Source organism: Micrococcus sp. NPDC078436 (assembly GCF_040702705.1).
Lineage (GTDB): Bacteria > Actinomycetota > Actinomycetes > Actinomycetales > Micrococcaceae > Micrococcus.
The window spans coordinates 24558-44131 of the sequence record NZ_JBFBLX010000014.1 but is presented as its reverse complement, the minus strand read 5'-3'; the positions used below and the strand labels follow the sequence as shown (position 1 = coordinate 44131).

Annotated in this window: 19 protein-coding genes; 6 read left to right on the top strand and 13 right to left on the bottom strand. The window is 73.7% G+C overall.

Going from position 1 to position 19574, the window contains the following annotated elements:
* Positions 1-15: 15 nt before the first annotated feature.
* Both AB0302_RS08810 and AB0302_RS08805 read left to right on the top strand, forming a co-directional pair.
* The gene (locus tag AB0302_RS08810) at positions 16-741 is read left to right on the top strand and encodes a Tat (twin-arginine translocation) pathway signal sequence (RefSeq protein ID WP_366371442.1); all 726 of its coding nucleotides are present in this window, start codon (positions 16-18) and stop codon (positions 739-741) included.
* Positions 741-1508: a hypothetical protein gene (locus tag AB0302_RS08805; RefSeq protein ID WP_366371440.1), complete on the top strand. Its 768-nt coding sequence runs from the start codon at positions 741-743 to the stop codon at positions 1506-1508. The genes AB0302_RS08810 and AB0302_RS08805 overlap by 1 nt, the downstream gene beginning before the upstream one ends.
* Before the next feature lie 74 nt (positions 1509-1582).
* On the opposite strand, the gene AB0302_RS08800 is transcribed toward AB0302_RS08805, so the two are convergent.
* From AB0302_RS08800 to AB0302_RS08775, 6 genes are all read right to left on the bottom strand, one after another.
* The gene (locus AB0302_RS08800) at positions 1583-1987 is read right to left on the bottom strand and encodes a YtxH domain-containing protein (RefSeq protein WP_248116492.1); all 405 of its coding nucleotides are present in this window, start codon (positions 1985-1987) and stop codon (positions 1583-1585) included.
* Between the two features lie 117 nt (positions 1988-2104).
* A complete protein-coding gene (locus AB0302_RS08795) occupies positions 2105-4594 on the bottom strand; it encodes an HAD-IC family P-type ATPase (RefSeq protein WP_366371438.1) in 2490 nt (829 codons plus the stop codon).
* 192 nt (positions 4595-4786) lie between these two features.
* On the bottom strand, positions 4787-7093 hold the full coding sequence (purL, locus tag AB0302_RS08790; protein ID WP_366371436.1) for a phosphoribosylformylglycinamidine synthase subunit PurL: 2307 nt from the start codon (positions 7091-7093) through the stop codon (positions 4787-4789).
* Positions 7090-7887 carry a phosphoribosylformylglycinamidine synthase subunit PurQ gene (purQ, locus tag AB0302_RS08785; protein ID WP_248116496.1) on the bottom strand — a complete coding sequence of 266 codons (798 nt, stop codon included), beginning with the start codon at positions 7885-7887 and terminating at the stop codon, positions 7090-7092. The genes purL and purQ overlap by 4 nt, the downstream gene beginning before the upstream one ends.
* Positions 7887-8165, bottom strand: a complete 279-nt coding sequence (gene purS / locus AB0302_RS08780; RefSeq protein ID WP_366371433.1) for a phosphoribosylformylglycinamidine synthase subunit PurS — start codon at positions 8163-8165, stop codon at positions 7887-7889. The genes purQ and purS overlap by 1 nt, the downstream gene beginning before the upstream one ends.
* Positions 8166-8461: 296 nt before the next feature.
* Positions 8462-9508, bottom strand: a complete 1047-nt coding sequence (locus tag AB0302_RS08775) for a hypothetical protein (protein WP_366371431.1) — start codon at positions 9506-9508, stop codon at positions 8462-8464.
* A 125-nt stretch (positions 9509-9633) separates the two neighbouring features.
* On the opposite strand from AB0302_RS08775, the gene AB0302_RS08770 reads away from it, so the two are divergent.
* Complete coding sequence (locus AB0302_RS08770; protein ID WP_248116502.1) at positions 9634-9867, top strand: hypothetical protein; 234 nt, start codon at positions 9634-9636, stop codon at positions 9865-9867.
* A 4-nt stretch (positions 9868-9871) separates the two neighbouring features.
* On the top strand, positions 9872-10348 hold the full coding sequence (locus tag AB0302_RS08765) for a YchJ family metal-binding protein (protein ID WP_366371429.1): 477 nt from the start codon (positions 9872-9874) through the stop codon (positions 10346-10348).
* 37 nt (positions 10349-10385) lie between these two features.
* Here the strand turns inward: AB0302_RS08765 and AB0302_RS08760 are convergent, their stop codons facing one another.
* The 4 genes from AB0302_RS08760 to AB0302_RS08745 all read right to left on the bottom strand — a co-directional run bounded on the left by AB0302_RS08760 (position 10386) and on the right by AB0302_RS08745 (position 12461).
* The gene (locus AB0302_RS08760) at positions 10386-10535 is read right to left on the bottom strand and encodes a hypothetical protein (protein ID WP_298986503.1); all 150 of its coding nucleotides are present in this window, start codon (positions 10533-10535) and stop codon (positions 10386-10388) included.
* Between the two features lie 50 nt (positions 10536-10585).
* The gene (locus AB0302_RS08755) at positions 10586-10783 is read right to left on the bottom strand and encodes a helix-turn-helix transcriptional regulator (protein ID WP_248116508.1); all 198 of its coding nucleotides are present in this window, start codon (positions 10781-10783) and stop codon (positions 10586-10588) included.
* Positions 10784-10786: 3 nt separating this feature from the next.
* Positions 10787-11329: a hypothetical protein gene (locus AB0302_RS08750; RefSeq protein ID WP_366371426.1), complete on the bottom strand. Its 543-nt coding sequence runs from the start codon at positions 11327-11329 to the stop codon at positions 10787-10789.
* 160 nt (positions 11330-11489) lie between these two features.
* Positions 11490-12461 (bottom strand): DUF952 domain-containing protein, encoded by a 972-nt coding sequence (locus AB0302_RS08745; RefSeq protein WP_366371424.1) that lies wholly within the window; start codon positions 12459-12461, stop codon positions 11490-11492.
* 132 nt (positions 12462-12593) lie between these two features.
* Between AB0302_RS08745 and AB0302_RS08740 the strand changes: the two genes are divergently transcribed.
* Positions 12594-13286 carry a DsbA family oxidoreductase gene (locus AB0302_RS08740; protein WP_366371422.1) on the top strand — a complete coding sequence of 231 codons (693 nt, stop codon included), beginning with the start codon at positions 12594-12596 and terminating at the stop codon, positions 13284-13286.
* A gap of 100 nt (positions 13287-13386) precedes the next feature.
* Here AB0302_RS08740 and AB0302_RS08735 read toward each other — a convergent pair whose 3' ends face one another.
* Both AB0302_RS08735 and AB0302_RS08730 read right to left on the bottom strand, forming a co-directional pair.
* Entirely contained in the window at positions 13387-13536 is a 150-nt protein-coding gene (locus AB0302_RS08735) for a hypothetical protein (protein WP_366371420.1), read from the bottom strand.
* 5 nt (positions 13537-13541) lie between these two features.
* A complete protein-coding gene (locus AB0302_RS08730) occupies positions 13542-14654 on the bottom strand; it encodes a 3-methyladenine DNA glycosylase (RefSeq protein ID WP_366371418.1) in 1113 nt (370 codons plus the stop codon).
* 277 nt (positions 14655-14931) lie between these two features.
* On the opposite strand from AB0302_RS08730, the gene AB0302_RS08725 reads away from it, so the two are divergent.
* Positions 14932-17934 carry a S8 family serine peptidase gene (locus AB0302_RS08725; RefSeq protein WP_366371416.1) on the top strand — a complete coding sequence of 1001 codons (3003 nt, stop codon included), beginning with the start codon at positions 14932-14934 and terminating at the stop codon, positions 17932-17934.
* 237 nt (positions 17935-18171) lie between these two features.
* On the opposite strand, the gene AB0302_RS08720 is transcribed toward AB0302_RS08725, so the two are convergent.
* Positions 18172-19458, bottom strand: coding sequence for an aspartate kinase (locus AB0302_RS08720; protein WP_319075489.1), 1287 nt, complete (start codon positions 19456-19458; stop codon positions 18172-18174).
* Positions 19459-19574 lie beyond the last annotated feature (116 nt).

The window sequence follows — 19574 nt, the reverse complement described above, 5'->3', positions numbered from 1 at the left end:
ACCGAGGAGGAGAACATGCAGCGCAGACGTGCCGTCCACGCGGCGGGACTGGGGCTCATCGGCGCCCTGGCCCTCGCCGGGTGCGCGTCGGATCCCCAGCCCGCGGGTGAGGCCTGGAAGCAGGCCCGCACCCAGCTCGACGAGGCGGAGTCGGTCCGCCTCTCCACCGCGTACACCACGGGACGCCAGGGCCCCAGCGTGGTCACGTGGGACATCGCCGGCACGCTCGACGGCGGCAACGCCACCTCGACCGCCACCATGGGCGTGGGGGAGGACTCCCGCATGGTCGTGGACACCCGCACCGTGGGCGAGGACGTCTACGCGCGCGTCAGCACGGAGGGCCAGGACGTCCCCGCGCAGGTGCGCGCCGCGTACGGCGACGACGGGTGGAAGCGCCTCCCCGCGGACCAGGCGCAGGCCCAGGCGAACCCGCTGCGCACCGAGCTGGACCGGATCGCCCTCCCCGCCGCGGACGCCCTCGAGGGTGCGGACGTGGAGCCGGAGGAGGTCGAGCTCCAGGACGGCCACGCCCAGCGGTACGCGGTGCCGGCCGACGTCGCGGGCGCGGCCCAGGCCGCCGCGGGCGAGGGCGAGCCCGTCCGCGTGCGCTCCTTCACGGTGGATGAGGACGGCTCCCTCGTGGGCCTGCAGGTGGAGGCCGCGAACGCCATCCAGCAGTACGAGCTCAGCGACTGGAACGCGATCGACCCGGCCGAGGTGCCGGAGGAGGTGTCCGAGTGATGCGTGGCGACCTGATGAAGCGGCGCGGCGCGCGCCGGGCCCTCCCGCTGGCCGTCCTGGGGACGGGGGCGGCCCTGCTGCTCTCGGGGTGCGGGGCTGACGGCGGCGACGCCCCCGAGGCGTGGGCGAAGGCCCGCACCCAGCTCGAGCAGGCCGACTCGGTCCGCATGGTCACCGAGCTGCGCGCCGGCGCGCAGACGTCCGCCGGCGCCACCGTGCCGGACTCCACGGACATCTCCGGGCCGACGTCGGGAGAGGACTTCCGCTACGTGAGCGAGTTCCGCGACGGCGCGTACACCACGCGCGACGAGAGCCGCACCGTGGACGGGCGCACCTTCTCCCGCTTCACGCTCGAGGAGCGCGGCGGCGTGGCCGGGGAGGACCCCGAGTACGCCGAGAAGTGGACCGCGGCCGAGGCCACGGGCGACCCGTCCGCACAGGGCATGGGGGCCATGGTGGACTCGCTGCTGGCGGCGCTGCCCGCCGGCGACGGCCTGGACGGCAAGGAGGCGGACGCGGACACCCTGCGCCGCAGCGGCCAGGACGCCGTGCGCTACGTGCTCGACGTGCCGGCGAGCGGGGAGGGCGGCGGCGTCGCGCTGCGGGCCTTCACCGTGGCCCAGGACGACGGCGAGCTGCTGACCGTGGAGACCGAGTCCGCGGGCACCGGGGCCGTCACCACGTTCTCCGAGTGGAACGCCGTGCCGCCCATCGAAGCGCCGGCCGAGGATGCGATCGCCGAGCCCGCCGCGGCACCCGCGACCTGACCCTCGACGGACGCGACGCGGCCCGCCGCCCCGGAGGGGGAGGCGGGCCGCGTCGTCGGTCCGGGGTGCGCGGGTCAGCGGGCCGTGGGGCCCTCGTCGCCGAGCGGGGTGGAGGGATCCGAGATGAAGTCCGGATCGGCGCCGGTCGCGTTGGCCGCCTGCACGTTGTCGTTGTTGGACTCGGTCACGCGCTGGTCGGCGAAGGAGTCCTCCGAGCGGCTCGCGCGGTCATCGCCCTTGAGCGCGTCCTTCTCACCCGCGCCGACCTTGGCGGCGAGGTCCTGGACCTTGTCCGAGTTCTTCACCTCGGCGAACTTCTGCTGAGCGGTCTCCTGCACGTGTCCCACCTTCTCCTGGGTCTTGGGGTCGTTCCAGAGCTTCTGCGCGTTCTGGGACATCTTGTCGAGGTTCTGGCGGCCCTCGCCGGAGGCGAGGAAGTAGCCGAGGGCGGCACCGAGGCCGAGAGTGAGCCAACGCATGGTGTTCTCCTTCTGTGTCTGACGGTCAGATCTGCCCCGCTGCGGAGGGCCCACCCGGAGGAGGTGCCGTTCCACAGTGGAATCACGCCCTACTCTCGCCCCGCCGAGGGCACAGCGTCAACGTCTCAGGGGCACCGTGCGCTCCCCATGACGCCGGTGCACCCGGTGGATCGCCTCGATGCCTGCGCACGCGAGCCCGGCGATCACCAGGGACGCGGTGAGCACGTCCGGGGCAGGGACCTCGAGGACGTGGTACCAGCGGGAGGCCGGCACGAGCACCACGAGGGCGAGCACCGCGTACATCGCGGCGATCAGCACCGCCGTGCCGCGGGTGAGCGGCCGCGCCATGGTGCTGAGGACCCAGAGGCCCGCGAGCGTCAGGGTGATCATGGCGGCGGTCTGCAGCTGCGCCGTGCCCACCTCGCCCGCGGCCCGGTTCCGCACGTACCAGCCCAGGGCCAGCATGGCCGCGAGGATCACCGCGCCGCTGGGCAGGGCGAACCGCAGCGCACGCCCGAGGAACCCCGGCACGTAGCGCCGGGCGTTGGGCAGCAGCGCGAGGAAGAACGTGGGCGCGCCGATCATGATGAGGTCCACCGTGGAGGCCTGCCGGGGCAGCAGCGGGAACGGCCAGGCCAGGAGGGAGAACACCACGCCGAGCAGCAGCGCATACGTGGTCTTCGTGAGGTAGATGTGCGCCAGGCGCTCCATGTTGGCGATCACCTGGCGCCCCTCCGCGAGCACAGCCGGCAGGCGGTCGAAGCGCCCGTCGAGCAGCACCATCCGGGAGACGGCCTTGGTGGCGGATGCGGCGTTGCCCATCGCGATCCCGAGGTCGGCGGTCTTCAGCGCGAGGGCGTCGTTGACGCCGTCGCCCGTCATGGCCACCACGTGGCCGCGGCTCTGCAGGGCCGCGACCATGGCCCGCTTCTGCTCCGGGGCGACGCGGCCGAACACGCTGTGGGCCTGCATGACCTCCGCGAGCTCCTCCGGATCCGAGGGCAGGGTGCGCCCGTCCACGGCGTCGCCGGGCACGTCCACACCCACGGTGCGGGCGACGGCGGCCACCGTGCGGGGACTGTCCCCCGAGATCACGGCGATCCGCACCCCCTGATCCCGGAAGTACCCCAGGGTCTGCGCGGCGTCCGGGCGCACGTTCTCCTGGAACGTGAGCACGGCGGCCGGATCCCGGCCCGCGGGGAGCTCCTCGCCGACGGGTGCGGCGTCCGCGCGGCACAGCAGCATGGTGCGCAGCCCGCGGTCCGCGCTGTGCGCGCAGCCCGCCCCGACGGCGTCGGTGCGCTCCGGGCCCAGGTGCGCGGCGTCCAGCAGCGCCTCGGGGGCGCCCAGCAGCCACGTCCCGGCGAGGCCTGGGGCGTGGGCGTCGGCGTCTGGACCGAAGACGACGGCGGACCAGCGCCGGGCACTGGAGAACGGGACCGCGGCGATCGGGATGGGCACGGGCGCGGCGGCGAACGGCTCTCGGAGGGCGGCCGCCGTCGGGTTGGCGTCCGGGTCCGCACCGAACCAGGCCAGCGCCGCCCGGGTGGCCGGGGAGATCTCAGCCCTGATGCCAGGCGCGGCACCGGCGTCCCCGGCGTGCGGCGGGCTGGCGCCGTGGAAGCTCACGCCGCCCTCCGTGAGCGTGCCGGTCTTGTCCAGGCACACGGTGTCCACGCGGGCCAGGACCTCCACGGCGGGCTGCTCCTGGATGAGGACCTCGCGCCGGGCCAGCTTCAGGGCGGCCACGGCGAACGAGATGGTGGTCATGAGCGCCAGGCCCTGCGGGATCATGCTGGTCACGGCGGCCACGGACGCGATCAGCGCGGGCTCGAGCGTCTCCTCGCGCGGGGCGGAGAGCGCGCGTCCCCAGCCGCCGGCCGCGGTGACCTGGCCGTTCACGATCACGGCGATGATCGGCACCAGGGCGATCGTGAGCCAGCGGGCCACCTTCTCGAGGCCCTCGCGCAGCTCCGAGTGGATCGCCCGATACTTCCTGGCCTCGGCGCCGAGGCGGGCGGCGTGCGAGTCGGCGCCCACGGCGGTCGCGCGGACCAGCCCGGTGCCCGCGACCACGGAGGAGCCGGAGAGCACGGCGTCGCCGGGGCGCTTGGGGACGGGGTCGTTCTCCCCGGTGAGGAGGGCCTCGTCGAGGTCCAGGCCCTCCGAGGCGAGCACCTCGGCGTCCACGGGCACCTGGTCGCCGCGGCGCAGCACCACGACGTCGTCGAGCACGATCTGGACGATCCGCACGGGGACGCGCTCCCCGTCGCGGACGACGAGGGCGTCGTCCTGGTTCAGCAGGGCGATCCGGTCCAGGGTGCGCTTGGCGGAGTACTCCTGCACCACGCCGATGACCACGTTGGCCACGGCCGCGAGGCTGAAGATGAGGTCGAACCAGCGGCCCAGCAGGACCACCACGAGCGCGCACAGGCCGATGGCCAGGTTGAACAGCGTGAGCACGTGCACGCGCAGGATGGTGGCGAGGCTGCGGGAGGTGTCCCGCGGCTGCGCGTTCGTGAGACCGGCCGCCTCCCGCTCGGCCACCTCGGCGTGGGTCAGCCCACAGATCGGATCGGCCCGCAGGCGCACGCTCGCATCGGTCACCCCATGAACCTACGGGGATGGGCCGGGGGGCACATCCGCCCCAGGGTGGATCTCGGCCCCTGCCCACCCCATCCTGCGTCCCCCGCGCCGCCCCTCGCTCAGCCCCTCACGCGACGAGCCCTGCGTCGTCGCTGCCATCCGGGGCGGATGACAGCGACGACGCAGGGCTCGTCACAGGCGTGGGGCGCCCGCTCAGCCGAAGTGCTTCGGCAGGGTGGCCTCCCAGGCCTCGCGCAGCTCGGCGATCGGCAGCTCGAACCCGCCCTGCACCTCGAGGGCGCCGGACTCCACGTCCACCACGCCGATCCGGGTCACGGTGTAGCCGCGCGCGGTGGTCATGTCATTGAAGCGGACCTCCTCGGTGCGCGGCACGGACACGACGGCGCGGCCCTGCGTCTCGGAGAACAGCGCGGTGAACAGGTCCACGCCGTCGCGGCGGTGGACCTCGTCCAGCACGATCCGCGCGCCGACGCCGAAGCGCAGCACCATGTCCGCCAGGGTCGCCGCGAGGCCGCCCTTGGAGACGTCGTGCGCGGCGTCGATCATGCCGTCGCGCGAGGCGTTGACCAGCAGCTCGCCGAGCAGGCGCTCCTGCTCGAGGTCCACCTCCGGGGGCGTGCCGCCCAGGTGGCCGCGCAGGTTCGCGAACTCGGAGCCGTCCAGCTCATCGCGGGTGACGCCGAGCAGGTAGACCGCCTGCCCGTCCGCGTCCCGGCCGAAGCCCGAGGGCGTGCGGCGCGCGACGTCGTCGAGCTGGCCCAGCACGCCCACGGTGGGGGTGGGATGGATGGCGACGCCGCCGGTCTGGTTGTAGAGCGAGACGTTGCCGCCGGTGACGGGCACGCCGAGCACCTGGCACGCATCGGCGAGGCCGCGGACGGCCTCGGCGAACTGCCACATCACCTCGGGGTCCTCGGGGGAGCCGAAGTTGAGGCAGTCGGTGACGGCGAGCGGCACGGCGCCCACGGTGGCCACGTTGCGGTAGGCCTCCGCGAGGGACAGCTGCGCGCCCGCATACGGGTCGAGGTACGCGTAGCGGTCGTTGCAGTCCGTGGCCAGGGCCACGCCCATGCCCGTCTCTTCGTCCACGCGGACCACGCCGGCGTCGTCGGGGGAGGCGAGCGCGGTGTTGCCGCGCACGTACCGGTCGTACTGCCGGGTGATCCAGGAGACGTCCGCCATGTTGGGGGAGGCCATCAGCTCGACGACGGCGGCCTTGAGCGCGTCGCCGTCCTGCGGCAGGTCCTGGCCGGCCGCGGAGGCACGGAACGTGTCCGCCTGGAGCGCATCCTGGAAGGAGGGGCGGTGGTACGGGCGCTCGTACACGGGGCCGTCATGGGCCACGGTGCGCGGGTCGACGTCGACGATGACCTCGCCGTCCCACGTGATGACGAGGCGGCCGTCGCCGGTGACCTCGCCGAGCCACGAGTACTCCACGTCCCACTTGGCCATGACGGCCTCGAACGCCGCGACGTTCTCCGGCGTCACGACGGCCATCATGCGCTCCTGCGACTCGGACATGAGGATCTCGCCCGGGGTCAGCGTGGAGTCGCGCAGCAGCACGTCGGTCAGCTCGACGCGCATGCCGCCCTCGCCGTTGGAGGCGAGCTCGGAGGTGGCGCAGGAGATGCCCGCGGCACCGAGGTCCTGGATGCCCTCCACGAGGGAGCCGTGGAACAGCTCGAGACAGCACTCGATGAGCACCTTCTCCGCGAACGGGTCGCCCACCTGGACGGAGGGGCGCTTGGCGGGCTTGCCGCCGGCGTCGAAGGACTCCGAGGCCAGCACGGACGCGCCGCCGATGCCGTCGCCACCGGTGCGGGCGCCGAAGAGCACCACCTTGTTGCCGACCCCGGACGCGTTCGCCAGGCGCAGGTCCTCGTGCTTGAGCACGCCCACGGCGAGCGCGTTCACGAGCGGGTTGCCCTGGTAGGAGGCGTCGAAGGAGACCTCGCCGCCGATGTTCGGCAGGCCGAGGCAGTTGCCGTAGCCGCCGATGCCGGAGACGACGCCGTGCACCACGCGGGCGGTGTCCGGGTGGTCGATCGCGCCGAAGCGCAGCGGGTCCATGACGGCCACGGGGCGGGCGCCCATCGAGATGATGTCGCGCACGATGCCGCCGATGCCGGTGGCCGCGCCCTGGTAGGGCTCCACGAAGGAGGGGTGGTTGTGCGACTCCACCTTGAAGGTCACGGCCCAGCCGTCGCCGAGGTCGGTGACGCCGGCGTTCTCGCCGATCCCCACCATGAGGTTCTTCTTCATCTCCTCGGTGAGCTTGTCCCCGAACTGGCGCAGGTGCACCTTCGAGGACTTGTAGGAGCAGTGCTCCGACCACATCACGGAGTACATCGCGAGCTCCGCCGCGGTGGGGCGGCGGCCCAGGATCTCGCGGATCCGCGCGTACTCGTCCTCCTTGAGGCCGAGCTCCGCCCACGGCTGGGCGACGTCCGGGTTCGCCGCGGCGTGCTCCACGGTCTCGATGTTGAACTGCTGGCTCATGCGGCGCCTCCCCGGCTCGCGAGGGTGGTCAGGACGGAGGTGAAGAAGCCCAGGCCGTCGGTGCCGGCGCGCACGCCGTCCGCGGTGTCCGGGCCGAAGCCGGCCTCGACGGCGTGCTCCGGGTGCGGCATCAGGCCCACCACGTTGCCCGCCGGGTTGGCCACGCCCGCGATGTCGCGGCGCGAGCCGTTGGGGTTCCAGCCCTTGTAGCGGAACACCACGCGGCCCTCGGCCTCGAGGGCGTCGAGGGTGGCGTCGTCGGCCACGTACTGGCCGTCCTGGTTCTTCAGGGGCACGGTGATGGTCTGGCCCGGCGCGAAGTCGCGGGTCCACGCGGTGTCCGTGGACTCGACCGTGAGCTCCTGGTCGCGGCAGATGAAGTGCAGGTGGTCGTTCTTGATCATCGAGCCCGGCAGCAGGTGGGACTCCGTGAGGATCTGGAAGCCGTTGCAGATGCCGAGCACCGGGAGCGCGTCCGCGCCGCCCTGCGGGCCGCCGGCCGCCTCCGCGATGGCGTCCATCATGGGGGCGAAGCGGGAGATCGCGCCGGCGCGCAGGTAGTCGCCGTAGGAGAAGCCGCCGGGGACGACGACGGCGTCCAGGCCGGACAGCGCGGCCTGCGGGTCCGCGTCGGCGTGCCACAGGGCCACGGCCTCCGCGCCGGCGAGGCGGATCGCGCGGGCGGCGTCGACGTCGTCGAGCGTGCCCGGGAAGGTGACGACGCCGATGCGGGCGCCGGACAGGGGAGTGGCGGGCGTCGAGTAGTCGCCGATGAGGGGGAGGTCCGCGGCCATCAGGCGTGGGCCTCGTCGTCGGTCCCCGACTCATCGACGAGCTCGACGTTCACGACGTCCTCGATCACCGGGTTGGAGAGCATCTCCTCGGCGGCCTTGCGGGCGGCGGCCAGGATCTCGTCCGTGACCTCGCCGTCCACGGTGAGCTCGAAGCGCTTGCCCTGGCGGACCTGGCTGAACTGGGTGAACCCGAGGCGGGGCAGGGCCCCGTTGATGGCCTTGCCCTGCGGGTCGAGGATCTCGGGCTTGGGCATGACGTCGACGACGATGATGGGCATCCAACGCTCCTGGTGTCTGAGGGGGCCGTGCGGGTGGCGCTCCGGGGCGGCCAGAGGAGAGCGGTGGTGCCGTCTCACGCCGGGGCCGCCGGACGCTCCGCGAGCTTGCCCGGCCAGTCTACCGAGGGGGCGCGCGGCCCAGTCCGGGGCCGTCCTGCCCCGCCCGCTCCATCTCCGTCCCGCCCCGCCCCGCCCCGACCTCCGGCTGTGCTCAGGACCGCGTCCTCATGACGAGGTCCTGAGCACAGCCGGAGGTCCTGAGTCGGAGCACGCACCGACCCGCCGGCCCCGACCCCTCACCCGCGACGCCGGGGCACGCCGTGGCGCGCCAGCTCGGCCTCCAGTCGGGCGGGGGAACGCAGGTCCTCCCACGTCCAGCGGGCGAGACCGGACAGCAGCCGGTGCAGGCGGACCTCCCGCTCCTTCTCCGCCCGGATCGCCCGGCGTCGGTCCGCCTCGGAGGCGTGCAGCCCGACGTCGTACTTGGTGATCCCGTCGAACTCGCCGCCCACACGGAGCTGCGGCCACCAGAAGTCCACCCGGTCCTCGTGCGCGGCGCCCGGGGTGCGGACGCGGTGCTGCAGCACGGGAGGGGCGAACCCCAGCTCATGGACGAGGACGCGGCTCAGCGACTCCCCGGGCGACTCGGACGCGCCGTCGGCGAATGCGCAGGCCCGGGAGAACCGCTCGCGGGCCGCCCGGGAGGCGGGGAGCTCGGCGTGGGCGGCGGCCCATGCGGTGCACTCCCGGGGCCGGTCGCGCAGCAGACGGTCCAGCGGGGCCACGCTCTCCCGCAGGGGCAGGCCGGCCGCCAGCTGCAGGTGCACGGTGGAGAGCGACTCCGCCCGGGCCGTGCCGAGGAGGACTCCGCCCGCCGTCCGCAGCAGGATCTCCACGGGCTCGTGGCCGGGCGCGGAGACCGGGTTCCACACGGGGGAGAGGGTCGGCGGCGGAGGGAGCGGGGCGGCGCCGGGGGCGAGAGCCTGGCGGACGAGGGTCGACCGACCGTGGTGGTGCGGCGTCGTGGCGCGCACGTGCAGCGTCCGGGGCGTCTCGATCAGGGGCAGCCCGTGGAGGTGGGCGGCGGTCGCGCCAGTGAACACCGCGTCCGGGCGGGCGAGCACCACCGCCGACGCCGCCAGGGTGAACCGGTCCCAGGGTGCGGCCCCGAGCCAGTCGGCCACGGGGCAGTAGACGCCGCGCACGAGGCGCAGCAGCTTCCCGGCATCCCAGGCCCGCGCCACCCGGCGGCGCGTGGTCGCGTCCGTGCGGGCGGTCACTCGCAGCAGCGGGCCGCGGCCGGTGCGGAGACCGGGGTCCTCGGGCAGGGGTGCGAGGTCCATGCGCTCAGGATCGGCCGCGCGGGCGAGGCTGGGCGCGGGGAGGGCGGCCGCCTGGGGAGGGCGAGGGTTCTGTGGAGGCCTGTGCAGGAGGGGCGGGGCCGTGCGTCGGCGACTAGCCTGGGCGCATGATCCTGGCCCGCATCCCCCGCCGTCGCGACGACCGCGCCGCCGCCCCTCGTCCCGTCCGCCTGGCCGCGGGCCGACGCGCCGCCGTCGCCCCCGACTCCGGGCGTGTCCGTCCCGTCAGCCCGCTGGGCCCGGCCATGGTGCTGGCCCTCGGCGGCGTCGCGCTGTCCGCCGTCCGCCGCATGCGCGCCCGCGCCGGGCGACGACGCGCGGCCGGCACCGATCGCGCCTGAGCCGGTGACAGCCGACCAGCCGGGAGCCGAGCCCTGCCCGTGCGGCCGGGGCCTGCCGTACCCCGACTGCTGCGGCCGCTGGCACGCGCGCCACGCCGCGGACAGGACCCTCGCCGCGCCCACGGCCGAGGACCTCATGCGCTCGCGGTACACGGCGTTCGCCCTCCTGGTCGCCACGGATCACGACGACGCCGCCCGCACCGCGGCCGCGATGGTCGCCTACCTGCGCGCCACCTGGGCGGCCGAGACGCGACCGTCCGCGGCGGACCTGACCCCGGGGCCGGGGGAGACGCCCACCGCGTTCACCCGCCTGGCGGTGACGGACACGACCGGCGGCGGCCCCTTCGACACGGTCGGGACCGTGACGTTCACGGCGCTCGGCCGGGACGCCTCCGGGGCGCGCGTGCGCCTGACCGAGCACAGCCGGTTCCGCCGCGAGGACGGCGTCTGGCGCTACGTGGACGGGGACGTCGCCGGCTGAGCCGGCCGCGCGGCGTCGTCGGGGCCGGAGGGAGGGGTCAGAAGGCGGAGAGGAACGCGGCGGCCACGCTGAGGATCAGACCCGCGATGCACAGCAGTGCCACGATCGTGACCACCGGCCGGGGGTGGCGCGGGGAGTCGTCCGGGGCGAGGTCGGCGTCGCGCAGCTCGGGGGGAAGGCCGGTCATGGTGCTCTTGGGGTGGGGCCGGTCGGGGGTCGCGCCAGTCTACGGGCGGGTCAGTCCGCATCCGGGGTGAACAGGTCCTCGATGCGCCGGCCGAACACGGCGGCCAGGCGGAAGGCGAGGGGGAGGGAGGGGTCGTATCGGCCCTTCTCGAGGGAGATGACCGTCTGGCGCGAGACGCCGAGCTCGTCGGCGAGGCGCTGCTGCGACCACCCGAGGCGTGCGCGCTCGGCCGGCAGGGAGTTCTCCACGGCTCAGCTCCGCCGCTTCAGCAGGAGGTAGCGGACGGCGGCGGAGGCCGCGGCGACGACGATCAGGGTGGCACCCGTCAGGGACGGCGACGGCTGCCACCCGGTCATGCCGATCACGAACGTGCCCAGCCCGATCACCACGAGCAGGTCACCGAACGCCCCGGACTGCGCCTTCTCCAGCCAGCGGCCCTCGACGGTCTCCTCGGTGTCCCGGATCGCGCCGCGGACGGTCGTGCGATCCACGAACAAGAACCAGGCGACGCCGGTGCCGATCGGCAGGGACGTGGCCGCCATGATGAGGCCCATGATCCAGGGGTAGCGAGCGTCCGGCTGCTCGCGCAGGGTGGCCAGGCCGTAGGCGGCGGCGCCGATCAGCAGGGCGATGAGCAGGCCCAGCACCAGGCTCACGAGGAGGAGCCGGCCCGTGCCACCGCCCAGCCGGGCGGACCGGCCCCAGAACGATCGCGTGTCCCGGCGGGGGTCGGTGGTGGCGCGGGGCGCCTCGGTGGCGGGGGTGGCGACGTCGTGGGTGTGCGGGGAGGTCATGGCCTGCTCCTTCGTGCGGGGCCGGGGCCCGTCCCCGGCGGTGTGAAGCAAGCTTGACAGTCAAGGACGCTGGACGTCAAGGGAGCTTGACCCTTTCGCCCCCCCTGCTTGAACATCGGTTGAGTTCTCGGGGGTGCCGGGCCGGAACACGCCCGAGAACTCAACCGGCGTTGGTGGGGGCGGGGGTCGGCGGCACGAGGGCCAGCCACAGCGGCTCGAGCGCGAACCCGAGCGCCTCGTTCATCCGCAGGGACGCCGCGTTCACCTCGGCGCCGCCCGTGCCCCAGATCCGCCCGCCCCGGGCGTGCGTGGCCAGCATCGACGCCGCCTTCACCGCCTTCCCCAGGCCCCGCCCCTCGTGCCCCTGCCGCACCGCCGTCCGGTCGACGTCCCACCGGACGTCCCCGTCCGCTCCGTGCGTGCGGAACAGCAGGGTGACACCGATCAGCTCCGCGCCCGCGAACGCCCCGACGGCGACCCCGTCCTCGCCGTCCAGCCGCGCCTCGAGATCGTCGGACAGGGGCGTGTGGAACGAGCCGTCGGTGCGCGGGAAGCGCGGGGCGGCCTCGGCGTCGAGTGCGCGCAGGGCGAGCGAGTCCGCAGTCTCCAGCACCCGCACCTCGACCCCCTGCGCCTCCGCCGCGGCCACCAGGTCCCGGTACGGGGCGAGGTCGGCGTCGTCGGCCAGGTGCAGGCGTGCGCCCCAGGACCGCGAGCGCACCGTCCACCCGGCGTCCTGCAGTGCGGCGGCCTCGGCGGTGTCCTGCCGGAGGACGCGGGCCTCAGCGCCGGGCATGGCGACGGGCGTCATCAGCGGCACGGGGATGTGGTCCCGGGCCTGCGTGCCCGGGTGGACGTGCGGAAAGCGCTCGGAGGCGGGGTCGGCCGGGTCGCCGGGCTCGCGGCGCACCGCGAAGCCAGACCCGGCGAGCGCCTCCTCGTCCAGGGCGACGAGGAACGCGTCCGGCCGGTCCGCGTAGAACGCCGCCGCCACCGCGGCTGCCTGTCGGGCGTCCTCGGAGGCGTGCAGGAAGCCGACCTCGAAGAAGGTGGCGCCCCGTGTGGACGCCGTGTAGCGGCCCGTGCGGCGGGCCCCGGCCCAGTCCTCGGGCAGGGTGATGTGCAGGATCATGGCGTCACCGTATCGGCCCGACCGTTCCTGCCCCCGCTGACCTGGAATGTTCCGTCCCGGCGGGGCGTTGGGCCCCGGAGACGACATGCCGCCGACCCGCGACGGCTGCGTCCCCAGAGAGGTCGGATCCCCATGAAGATCGACGTGTGGTCGGATGTCATCTGCCCGTTCTGCTACATCGGCAAGCGCCGCCTCGAGCTCGCCATCGAGGAGACCGGCGTGGACGCCGAGATCGTGTGGCACAGCTTCGAGCTCAACCCGCAGGCGCCGGCGTCGTACGGCATGACGCTGCCCGAGGTCATGAGCACGGCCTACGGCGCGAGCACGCCCCAGGCGCTCGCGGTCCTCTCCCACGAGGAGGAGCAGGCCCGGAGCGTGGGCCTGGACTTCCAGTGGCGCACCGCGAAGCCGGGGAACACGTTCACCGCCCACCGCGTGCTGCAGCTCGCCGCGTCCCGCGGGCTCGGCGCCGAGGCGGAGGAGCGCTTCCTCCGCGGCTACTTCTCCGAGGGGGAGGAGATCGGCTCGGCCGACGTCGTCCGGAGGCTCGCCCTGGACGTCGGCCTCGAGGCGGCCGAGGTGGACGAGGTCCTCGCGGGCGACCGCTATGCGCGCGAGGTGCGCGCGGACGAGCAGCGTGCCGCGGACCTCGGCGTGCGCGGCGTCCCGTTCTTCGTGGTGAACGACTCCGCCACGGTCTCCGGGGCCCAGAGCGTGGAGCACTTCGCGGCAGTCCTGCGCGACGAGGCCGCCCGGGTCCAGGCCCCGCCGTCCGACGGCGGCGCCGTCTGCCACGACGGGGTGTGCGAGTTCCCCTCGGCCTGAGGAGGCGCCGCCACCGCGGGTCCGCGGACCCTCAGCCCCGGGGCCGGCCGGCGGGCGTGAGGGGGAATCGAGGCGCCCCTCCCGGGCCTCCGGCGCGCCCTCAGAACGAGCTGAAGATCCCCGCCGCCACACTCATCACGAGGCCGATGATGCACAGCCACGTCACGATCAGCACGATCGGGCGCGGGCGGCGGGGCGCGTCGTCGTCGTCGACGCGCACGCCGCGCAGTTCCGGGGGCAGCTCACTCATGCCGCTCATCCTCCCAGGCCACGGCGCGTCTGCGGCACCCCGATGCCTGCTGACGCCTCCAGGCCTTCCGACCCACCGTGCCCCTCCAGCGCCTCCATCGCCTCCAGCAGCCGCCTCCGCAGCGCCTGCCCCCGCTCCGCGAACCCGCGCTGCGCCCGCGCGTACTCGGCCCGGCCCTCGGGCGTCTCGATCCGCACGGGCGGGTAGTCGCCGCCGGCCAGGTCGGTCACGCCGGTGAGGTCGTACGGCGAGGCCCGCATGTCCAGGGCCCGGATGTCCCACGCGAGGTCGAAGCAGTCCGCCACGATCTCCGAGCTCACCCACGGCACGAGCTTGTACGCCCACTTGTAGAGGTCCATGCCCGCGTGCAGGCATCCCGGCTGCTCCATGTCCCGCATGCCCTCCCGCGTGGGGAGCGCACCGTCGTCGCCCTCGTTGAGCCCTCGCGCCTCGGGCGCGAAGAAGCGGAAGGCGTCGAAGTGCGTGCACCGGATCCTCTGGGACTCGACCACCGCGTCCGTCCCCGCCGCGCCCAGGCGCAGAGGCAGCTGGGAGTGGCGCACGCCGTGCACGTCCGCGCGGTACGCCATGGCCCACTCGTGCAGGCCGAAGCACCCCAGCCGGGGCGCTCGAGCGGAGGTCCGGGCGAGAAGGTCGCGCGTGAAGGCGACGCCGGTCGCCCGGTCGCGTGCGAAGGCCGTCTCGTCCACGGTCCAGCCCGCGGCCGGCGACGGCGGCCCGCCCGGCGCGAGCGGCTCTCCCGCGCGCACGCGGCGCACGTGCTTCCACGTCCCTCGGGCCGGGGCGCCGGACTCCTCGGCCTCAGCGGCGGCGTTCGACCCGGCGTCGTCGTCGGCGAGGAGCATGCCCGCCCCGGGATGCCAGCGCGCCAGCGCCGCGGGGGAGTGGGCGTAGTAGCCGAACAGGAAGTCCTGCACGGGATGCTTCTCGCCGCGCATGTGCAGCGCCACCAGCGGCGCGGTCCGCGCGGAGATCCGCTCCCGGTGCGCGCGGGCGCGCGCCCGCCACTCCTCGGCGGGGAGCACGACGACGGCGGGGCGCGCGTCCCCGGTCGGCGCGGCGACAGGAGTGGGCGGGTCGGTCTGGATCTGGAGCATGGCGCATCCATTCTCCCGCGCCGCGCCTCCCTCCCGGTCCCGACGACGTCCACGCGGCCGCCGGCCGGACCGTGCCCCGCGCCCGGCGGGCCCTCTGTGTCGCTCCTGGGGGGGAGGGCTGACGATCGTCTGGCCAAACCGGACGCTGTGAGCTACATTGCATCCATCCGACTGTGGTGCGAGTCACACAGGCTCTCCGGCCTCGACTGCCCCCGCTCCCACCGCCTCAGCGACGAAGCGGCACCCGGACCTGTCCTTGATGAGAAAGGCGGAGGCCATGCCCCGTTCCCACACCCCTGCCCGGCGTCGTCTCGCCGCCGCCGTCCTCGGCGCCAGCCTGCTCGGCGCTCCCGCGCTGGCCGCTCCGGCCTCGGCTGTCCAGCCGCCTTCCGGCGCCGCCGCCTCCAGCCCCCAGGGCAAGCTCAGCGTGGACCAGCAGTTCGAGGACGGCCGCTACTTCGTGATCCTCGCGGACCAGCCCTCGGTGACCGCCGAGGAGGCCGGAGCCCCGGCCCCGGGCGCCGCGCCCAAGGAGAAGTTCGATCCGTCGCACCCCCGCGTGAAGAACTACGAGGCCAAGCTCAAGCGCCAGCAGGAGAAGGTCGCGAAGGACCACGGCGTCGCGCCGGCCATGACCTTCCAGCGCGCCGTGAACGCGTTCGTCGCCGAGCTCACCGCGGAGGAGGCGCTCCAGCTGAGCAAGGACCGCAGCGTCCTCGCTGTGACTCCGGACGAGCAGGTCGCCCCCGACTACACCTCCACCGAGTTCCTCGGCCTTCCCGGCAGCAACGGCACCTGGAAGACCACGTACGGCTCCGAGAAGAACGCCGGCAAGGGCGTCGTGGTCGGCGTCATCGACTCCGGCATCCACCCGGACAACCCGTTCATCGACGGCGAGCCGGTCGGCCCGCTCAAGGGCAAGCCGAAGGTGGGCGAGCCGTACCGCACCGCGGACGGCCAGATCGCCATGCTCAAGGCGGACGGCACCACCGCCGTCGCCGAGTGCGAGACCGGCCCCGACTTCCCGGCCTCCTCGTGCGACAGCAAGCTGCTGGGCGCCTACGCCTTCTCCGAGGACTTCGAGCGCTTCGTCCCGATCGACGAGCGCGACCCCAACGAGCGCATCTCCCCTCTCGGTGTCGCCTCCCACGGCACCCACGTGGCCACCACGATCCTGGGCAACACCGGCGTGGCGCAGGACATCAACGGCGACTCGTTCGGCGAGGGCGCCGGCGTGGCCCCCGCCGCGAAGCTGATCTCCTACAAGATCTGCTGGGAGGACACCGATCCGGACACCGGCGGCTGCTACACCTCCGCCTCCGTGGCCGCCGTCGAGCAGGCCATCGAGAACAACGTGGACGTGCTCAACTACTCGATCTCCGGCAACAACACCTCCGTCGTGGACCCGGTGGCCATGGCCTTCCGCTCCGCCGCCGAGGCCGGCATCTTCGTCTCCGCCTCCGGCGGCAACTCCGGCCCCACCGCCAACACCGTGAACCACTCCTCCCCGTGGGTCACCACCGTGGCCGCGGAGACCTTCTCCAACGAGCTCACCGGCACCGTGGAGTTCTCGGACGGCACCAAGGTCCGCGGCGCCTCCTCGTCCCGCACCGGCGTCGGCCCGGCGGAGGTCGTGCACGCGTCCCAGGTGGCCGCCGCCGGCGCCACCGCCGACCAGGCCCGCCTGTGCCTGCCCGGCTCCCTGGACCCGGCCAAGACCGCCGGCAAGATCGTGCTCTGCGAGCGCGGCCAGAACGCCCGCGTCGAGAAGTCCCAGGTGGTCGCCGAGGCCGGCGGCGTCGGCATGATCCTCGTGAACGTCACGCCCAGCTCCCTGGACGCGGACATCCACTCGGTCCCCACCGTGCACACGAACGACGCCTCGATCATCGAGAAGGTCAAGGCCGGCGGCCTCACCGCCACGATCGTGCCGCAGGACACCACGGGCCTGCCCGAGGACCCGCTGCCCCAGATCGCCGGATTCTCCTCGCGCGGCCCGTCCAACGCCGTGAACCAGGAGTTCCTCAAGCCCGACGTCGCCGCCCCCGGCGTGAACGTGATCGCCGGCGTCTCCCCCCTGGACCCGTCCTACGAGGGCAACGAGTTCGGGCTCATGTCCGGCACGTCCATGGCGGCCCCGAACCTCGCCGGCATGGCGTCCCTGCTGATCGGCAAGCACCCGGAGTGGTCGCCCATGGCGGTCAAGTCGGCGCTCATGACCACCGCCGGCGACGTGTTCACCGCGGACGGCTCCGTCAACGAGGACAACTTCGCCACCGGTGCCGGCTCCGCGGACCCGAAGGCCGCCGACCGCCCGGGTCTGGTCTACGAGTCCGACGCCACCCAGTGGGACGCCCTGATCATGGGTGACATCGCCGGGCGCGAGGTCAACATCCCCTCCGTGGCCATCCCCGATGTGGTGGGCTCCACCTCCGTGACGCGCACCGTGACCGCCCTCGAGAACGGCCGCTGGCAGTTCTCCGGCTCGGTGCCCGGCTTCGAGGTGACCGCCTCGCCGTCGTCCCTGGACCTCAAGAAGGGCCAGTCCGCCGAGGTCACCCTGACCTTCACCCGCACGGACGCCCCGACGAACGAGTGGACCCACGGCTCCTTCACCTGGAGCACCGCCAAGGGCAAGTCCGTCCCGGAGGTCACCTCCCCGGTGACCCTCAAGGCCCTGGCGGCCACCGCGACGTCGTCGGTCACCGGCTCCGGCGCCTCCGGCTCCGCCACGGTGGAGATCAACCCCGGCATGACCGGTGAGCTGACCCCGCAGATCCTGGGCCTCGGCAAGGTGGACGCCACCCCCGTGACCAAGACCCCGGGCGAGTCCATCTCCGTCAACGAGAACACCTCCACCGCGGTGAAGACCGTGACCGTGGGCGAGGGTGCCAAGTCCTTCGTGGCCAGCATCAACGCCGGCGCCTCGGACGCCGACTGGGATCTCGCCGTGGTCACCCCCGAGGGCAAGGTCGTGCAGATGGCGACCGAGTCGGCGAGCGAGACCATCACCCTCGACAACCCGGTGGCCGGTGAGTACCTCGTGATCGCCAACCTCTACGCCACCGCCGACGGCGGCGCGGACGACGCGTCCCTGGACACGCTCGAGCTGCGCGAGGACGCGGGCAACCTCACCGTGACCCCGAACCCCGTGCCCGTCACCAACGGTGAGCTCACCGAGGCTGAGCTGTCCTGGTCCGGCCTCACCGACGGCACGTGGCGCGGACAGGTCATCTGGGCCGACGGCGCTGCGACCGACGTGACCGTCACGGTCCCGTGACCGGAGCCTGACCCCCATCGTCCTCGTTGACGAGACGGGCGCTCACGACGCCGCCCCCGCACCTTCTCCATGACGGTGTGGGGGCGGCGTCGTCCATGTGCGCGAGGGAGGGCGACGGCGGCGCGTGCGCCGCTCAGTCCTCCTGGTCCAGGCGCGGGGAGAGCAACGCTGCGAAGCCGGGCCATCCGGCGTCGGGCTCGAGCAGGGCGCCCGGGCCCCCGGGGCCGGCGTCCGGGCTCAGCGCCCGGTGCCCCCGTAGACGGTGGCCTGCTCGTCGGCGTCCAGGTCGAACGCGGTGTGGATGGCGCGCACGGCGTCGTCGAGCTTGTCCTCCGCGGTGACCACGGAGATGCGGATCTCCGAGGTGGAGATCATGTCCACGTTCACGCCGGCGTCCGAGAGGGCCTTGAAGAAGGTGGCCGAGACGCCCGGGTTGGAGCGCATGCCCGCGCCCACGAGAGAGAGCTTGCCGATCTCCTTGTCCGACTCGATGTCCTCGAAGCCGATGCGCTCCTGCGCTGCGCGCAGGGCGGCCAGGGCGTCCTTGCCCTCCACGATCGGGAGGGTGAAGGAGATGTCCGTGCGGCCGGAGCCCGCGCGCGAGACGTTCTGCACGATCATGTCGATGTTCACGTTGGACTCGGCGATCACGCGGAAGATCTCGGCGGCCTTGCCCGGGACGTCCGGGACGCCGACGATCGTGACCTTGCCCTCGGAGCGGTCGTGCGCCACGCCGGCGACGATGGGCTGTTCCATGGGAGCGCCTTCCTGCAGGGTGATGGTGTCGTTCGGGTCGGGCATGATCCACGTGCCCTCGTGGTCGGAGAAGGAGGAGCGCACGTGGATCGGCACGCCGAAGCGGCGCGCGTACTCGACGGAGCGCAGGTGGAGCACCTTGGCGCCGGAGGCGGCCAGCTCGAGGGTCTCCTCGGAGGAGAGCTCGCCGATCTTGCGGGCGGTGGGCACGACGCGCGGGTCGGCCGAGTACACGCCGTCCACGTCCGTGTAGATCTCGCACACGTCCGCCTTGAGCGCCGCGGCGAGGGCGACGGCGGTGGTGTCCGAGCCGCCGCGGCCCATCGTGGTGATGTCCTGGGACTCGGGGCTCATGCCCTGGAAGCCGGCCACGATGGCGACGGCGCCGTCGTCGAGAGCGCCCTGCACGCGGTGCGGGCTGACCTTCACGATCCGGGCGCGGCCGTACGACGTGTCCGTCATCATGCCGGCCTGCGATCCCGTGAAGGAGCGGGCCTGCACGCCCTCGGCATGGATGGCCATGGCCAGCAGGGACATGGAGATGCGCTCGCCCGCGGAGAGGAGGATGTCCATCTCGCGGGCGGGGGCGGCGTCGGTGAGCTCGGCGGCGAGGTCGAGCAGCTCGTCCGTCGTGTCGCCCATGGCCGAGACGACCACGCACACACGGTGGCCCGCGGCGACGGTGGCGGTGACGCGGCGGGCGACGCGCTGGATGCCGGCGGCGTCGGCCACCGAGGAGCCGCCGAACTTCTGCACGATCAGGCTCATGGAGCTCCCTTCGGGCGGGGTCGAGACGAGGTGTCCCCACGGACCGCTCCAGTGTAGGGGCGCACCGCCTCCGGTCCCGCAGTGTGATCCGGGACGTCCGCATCGTGAGCCGCCGG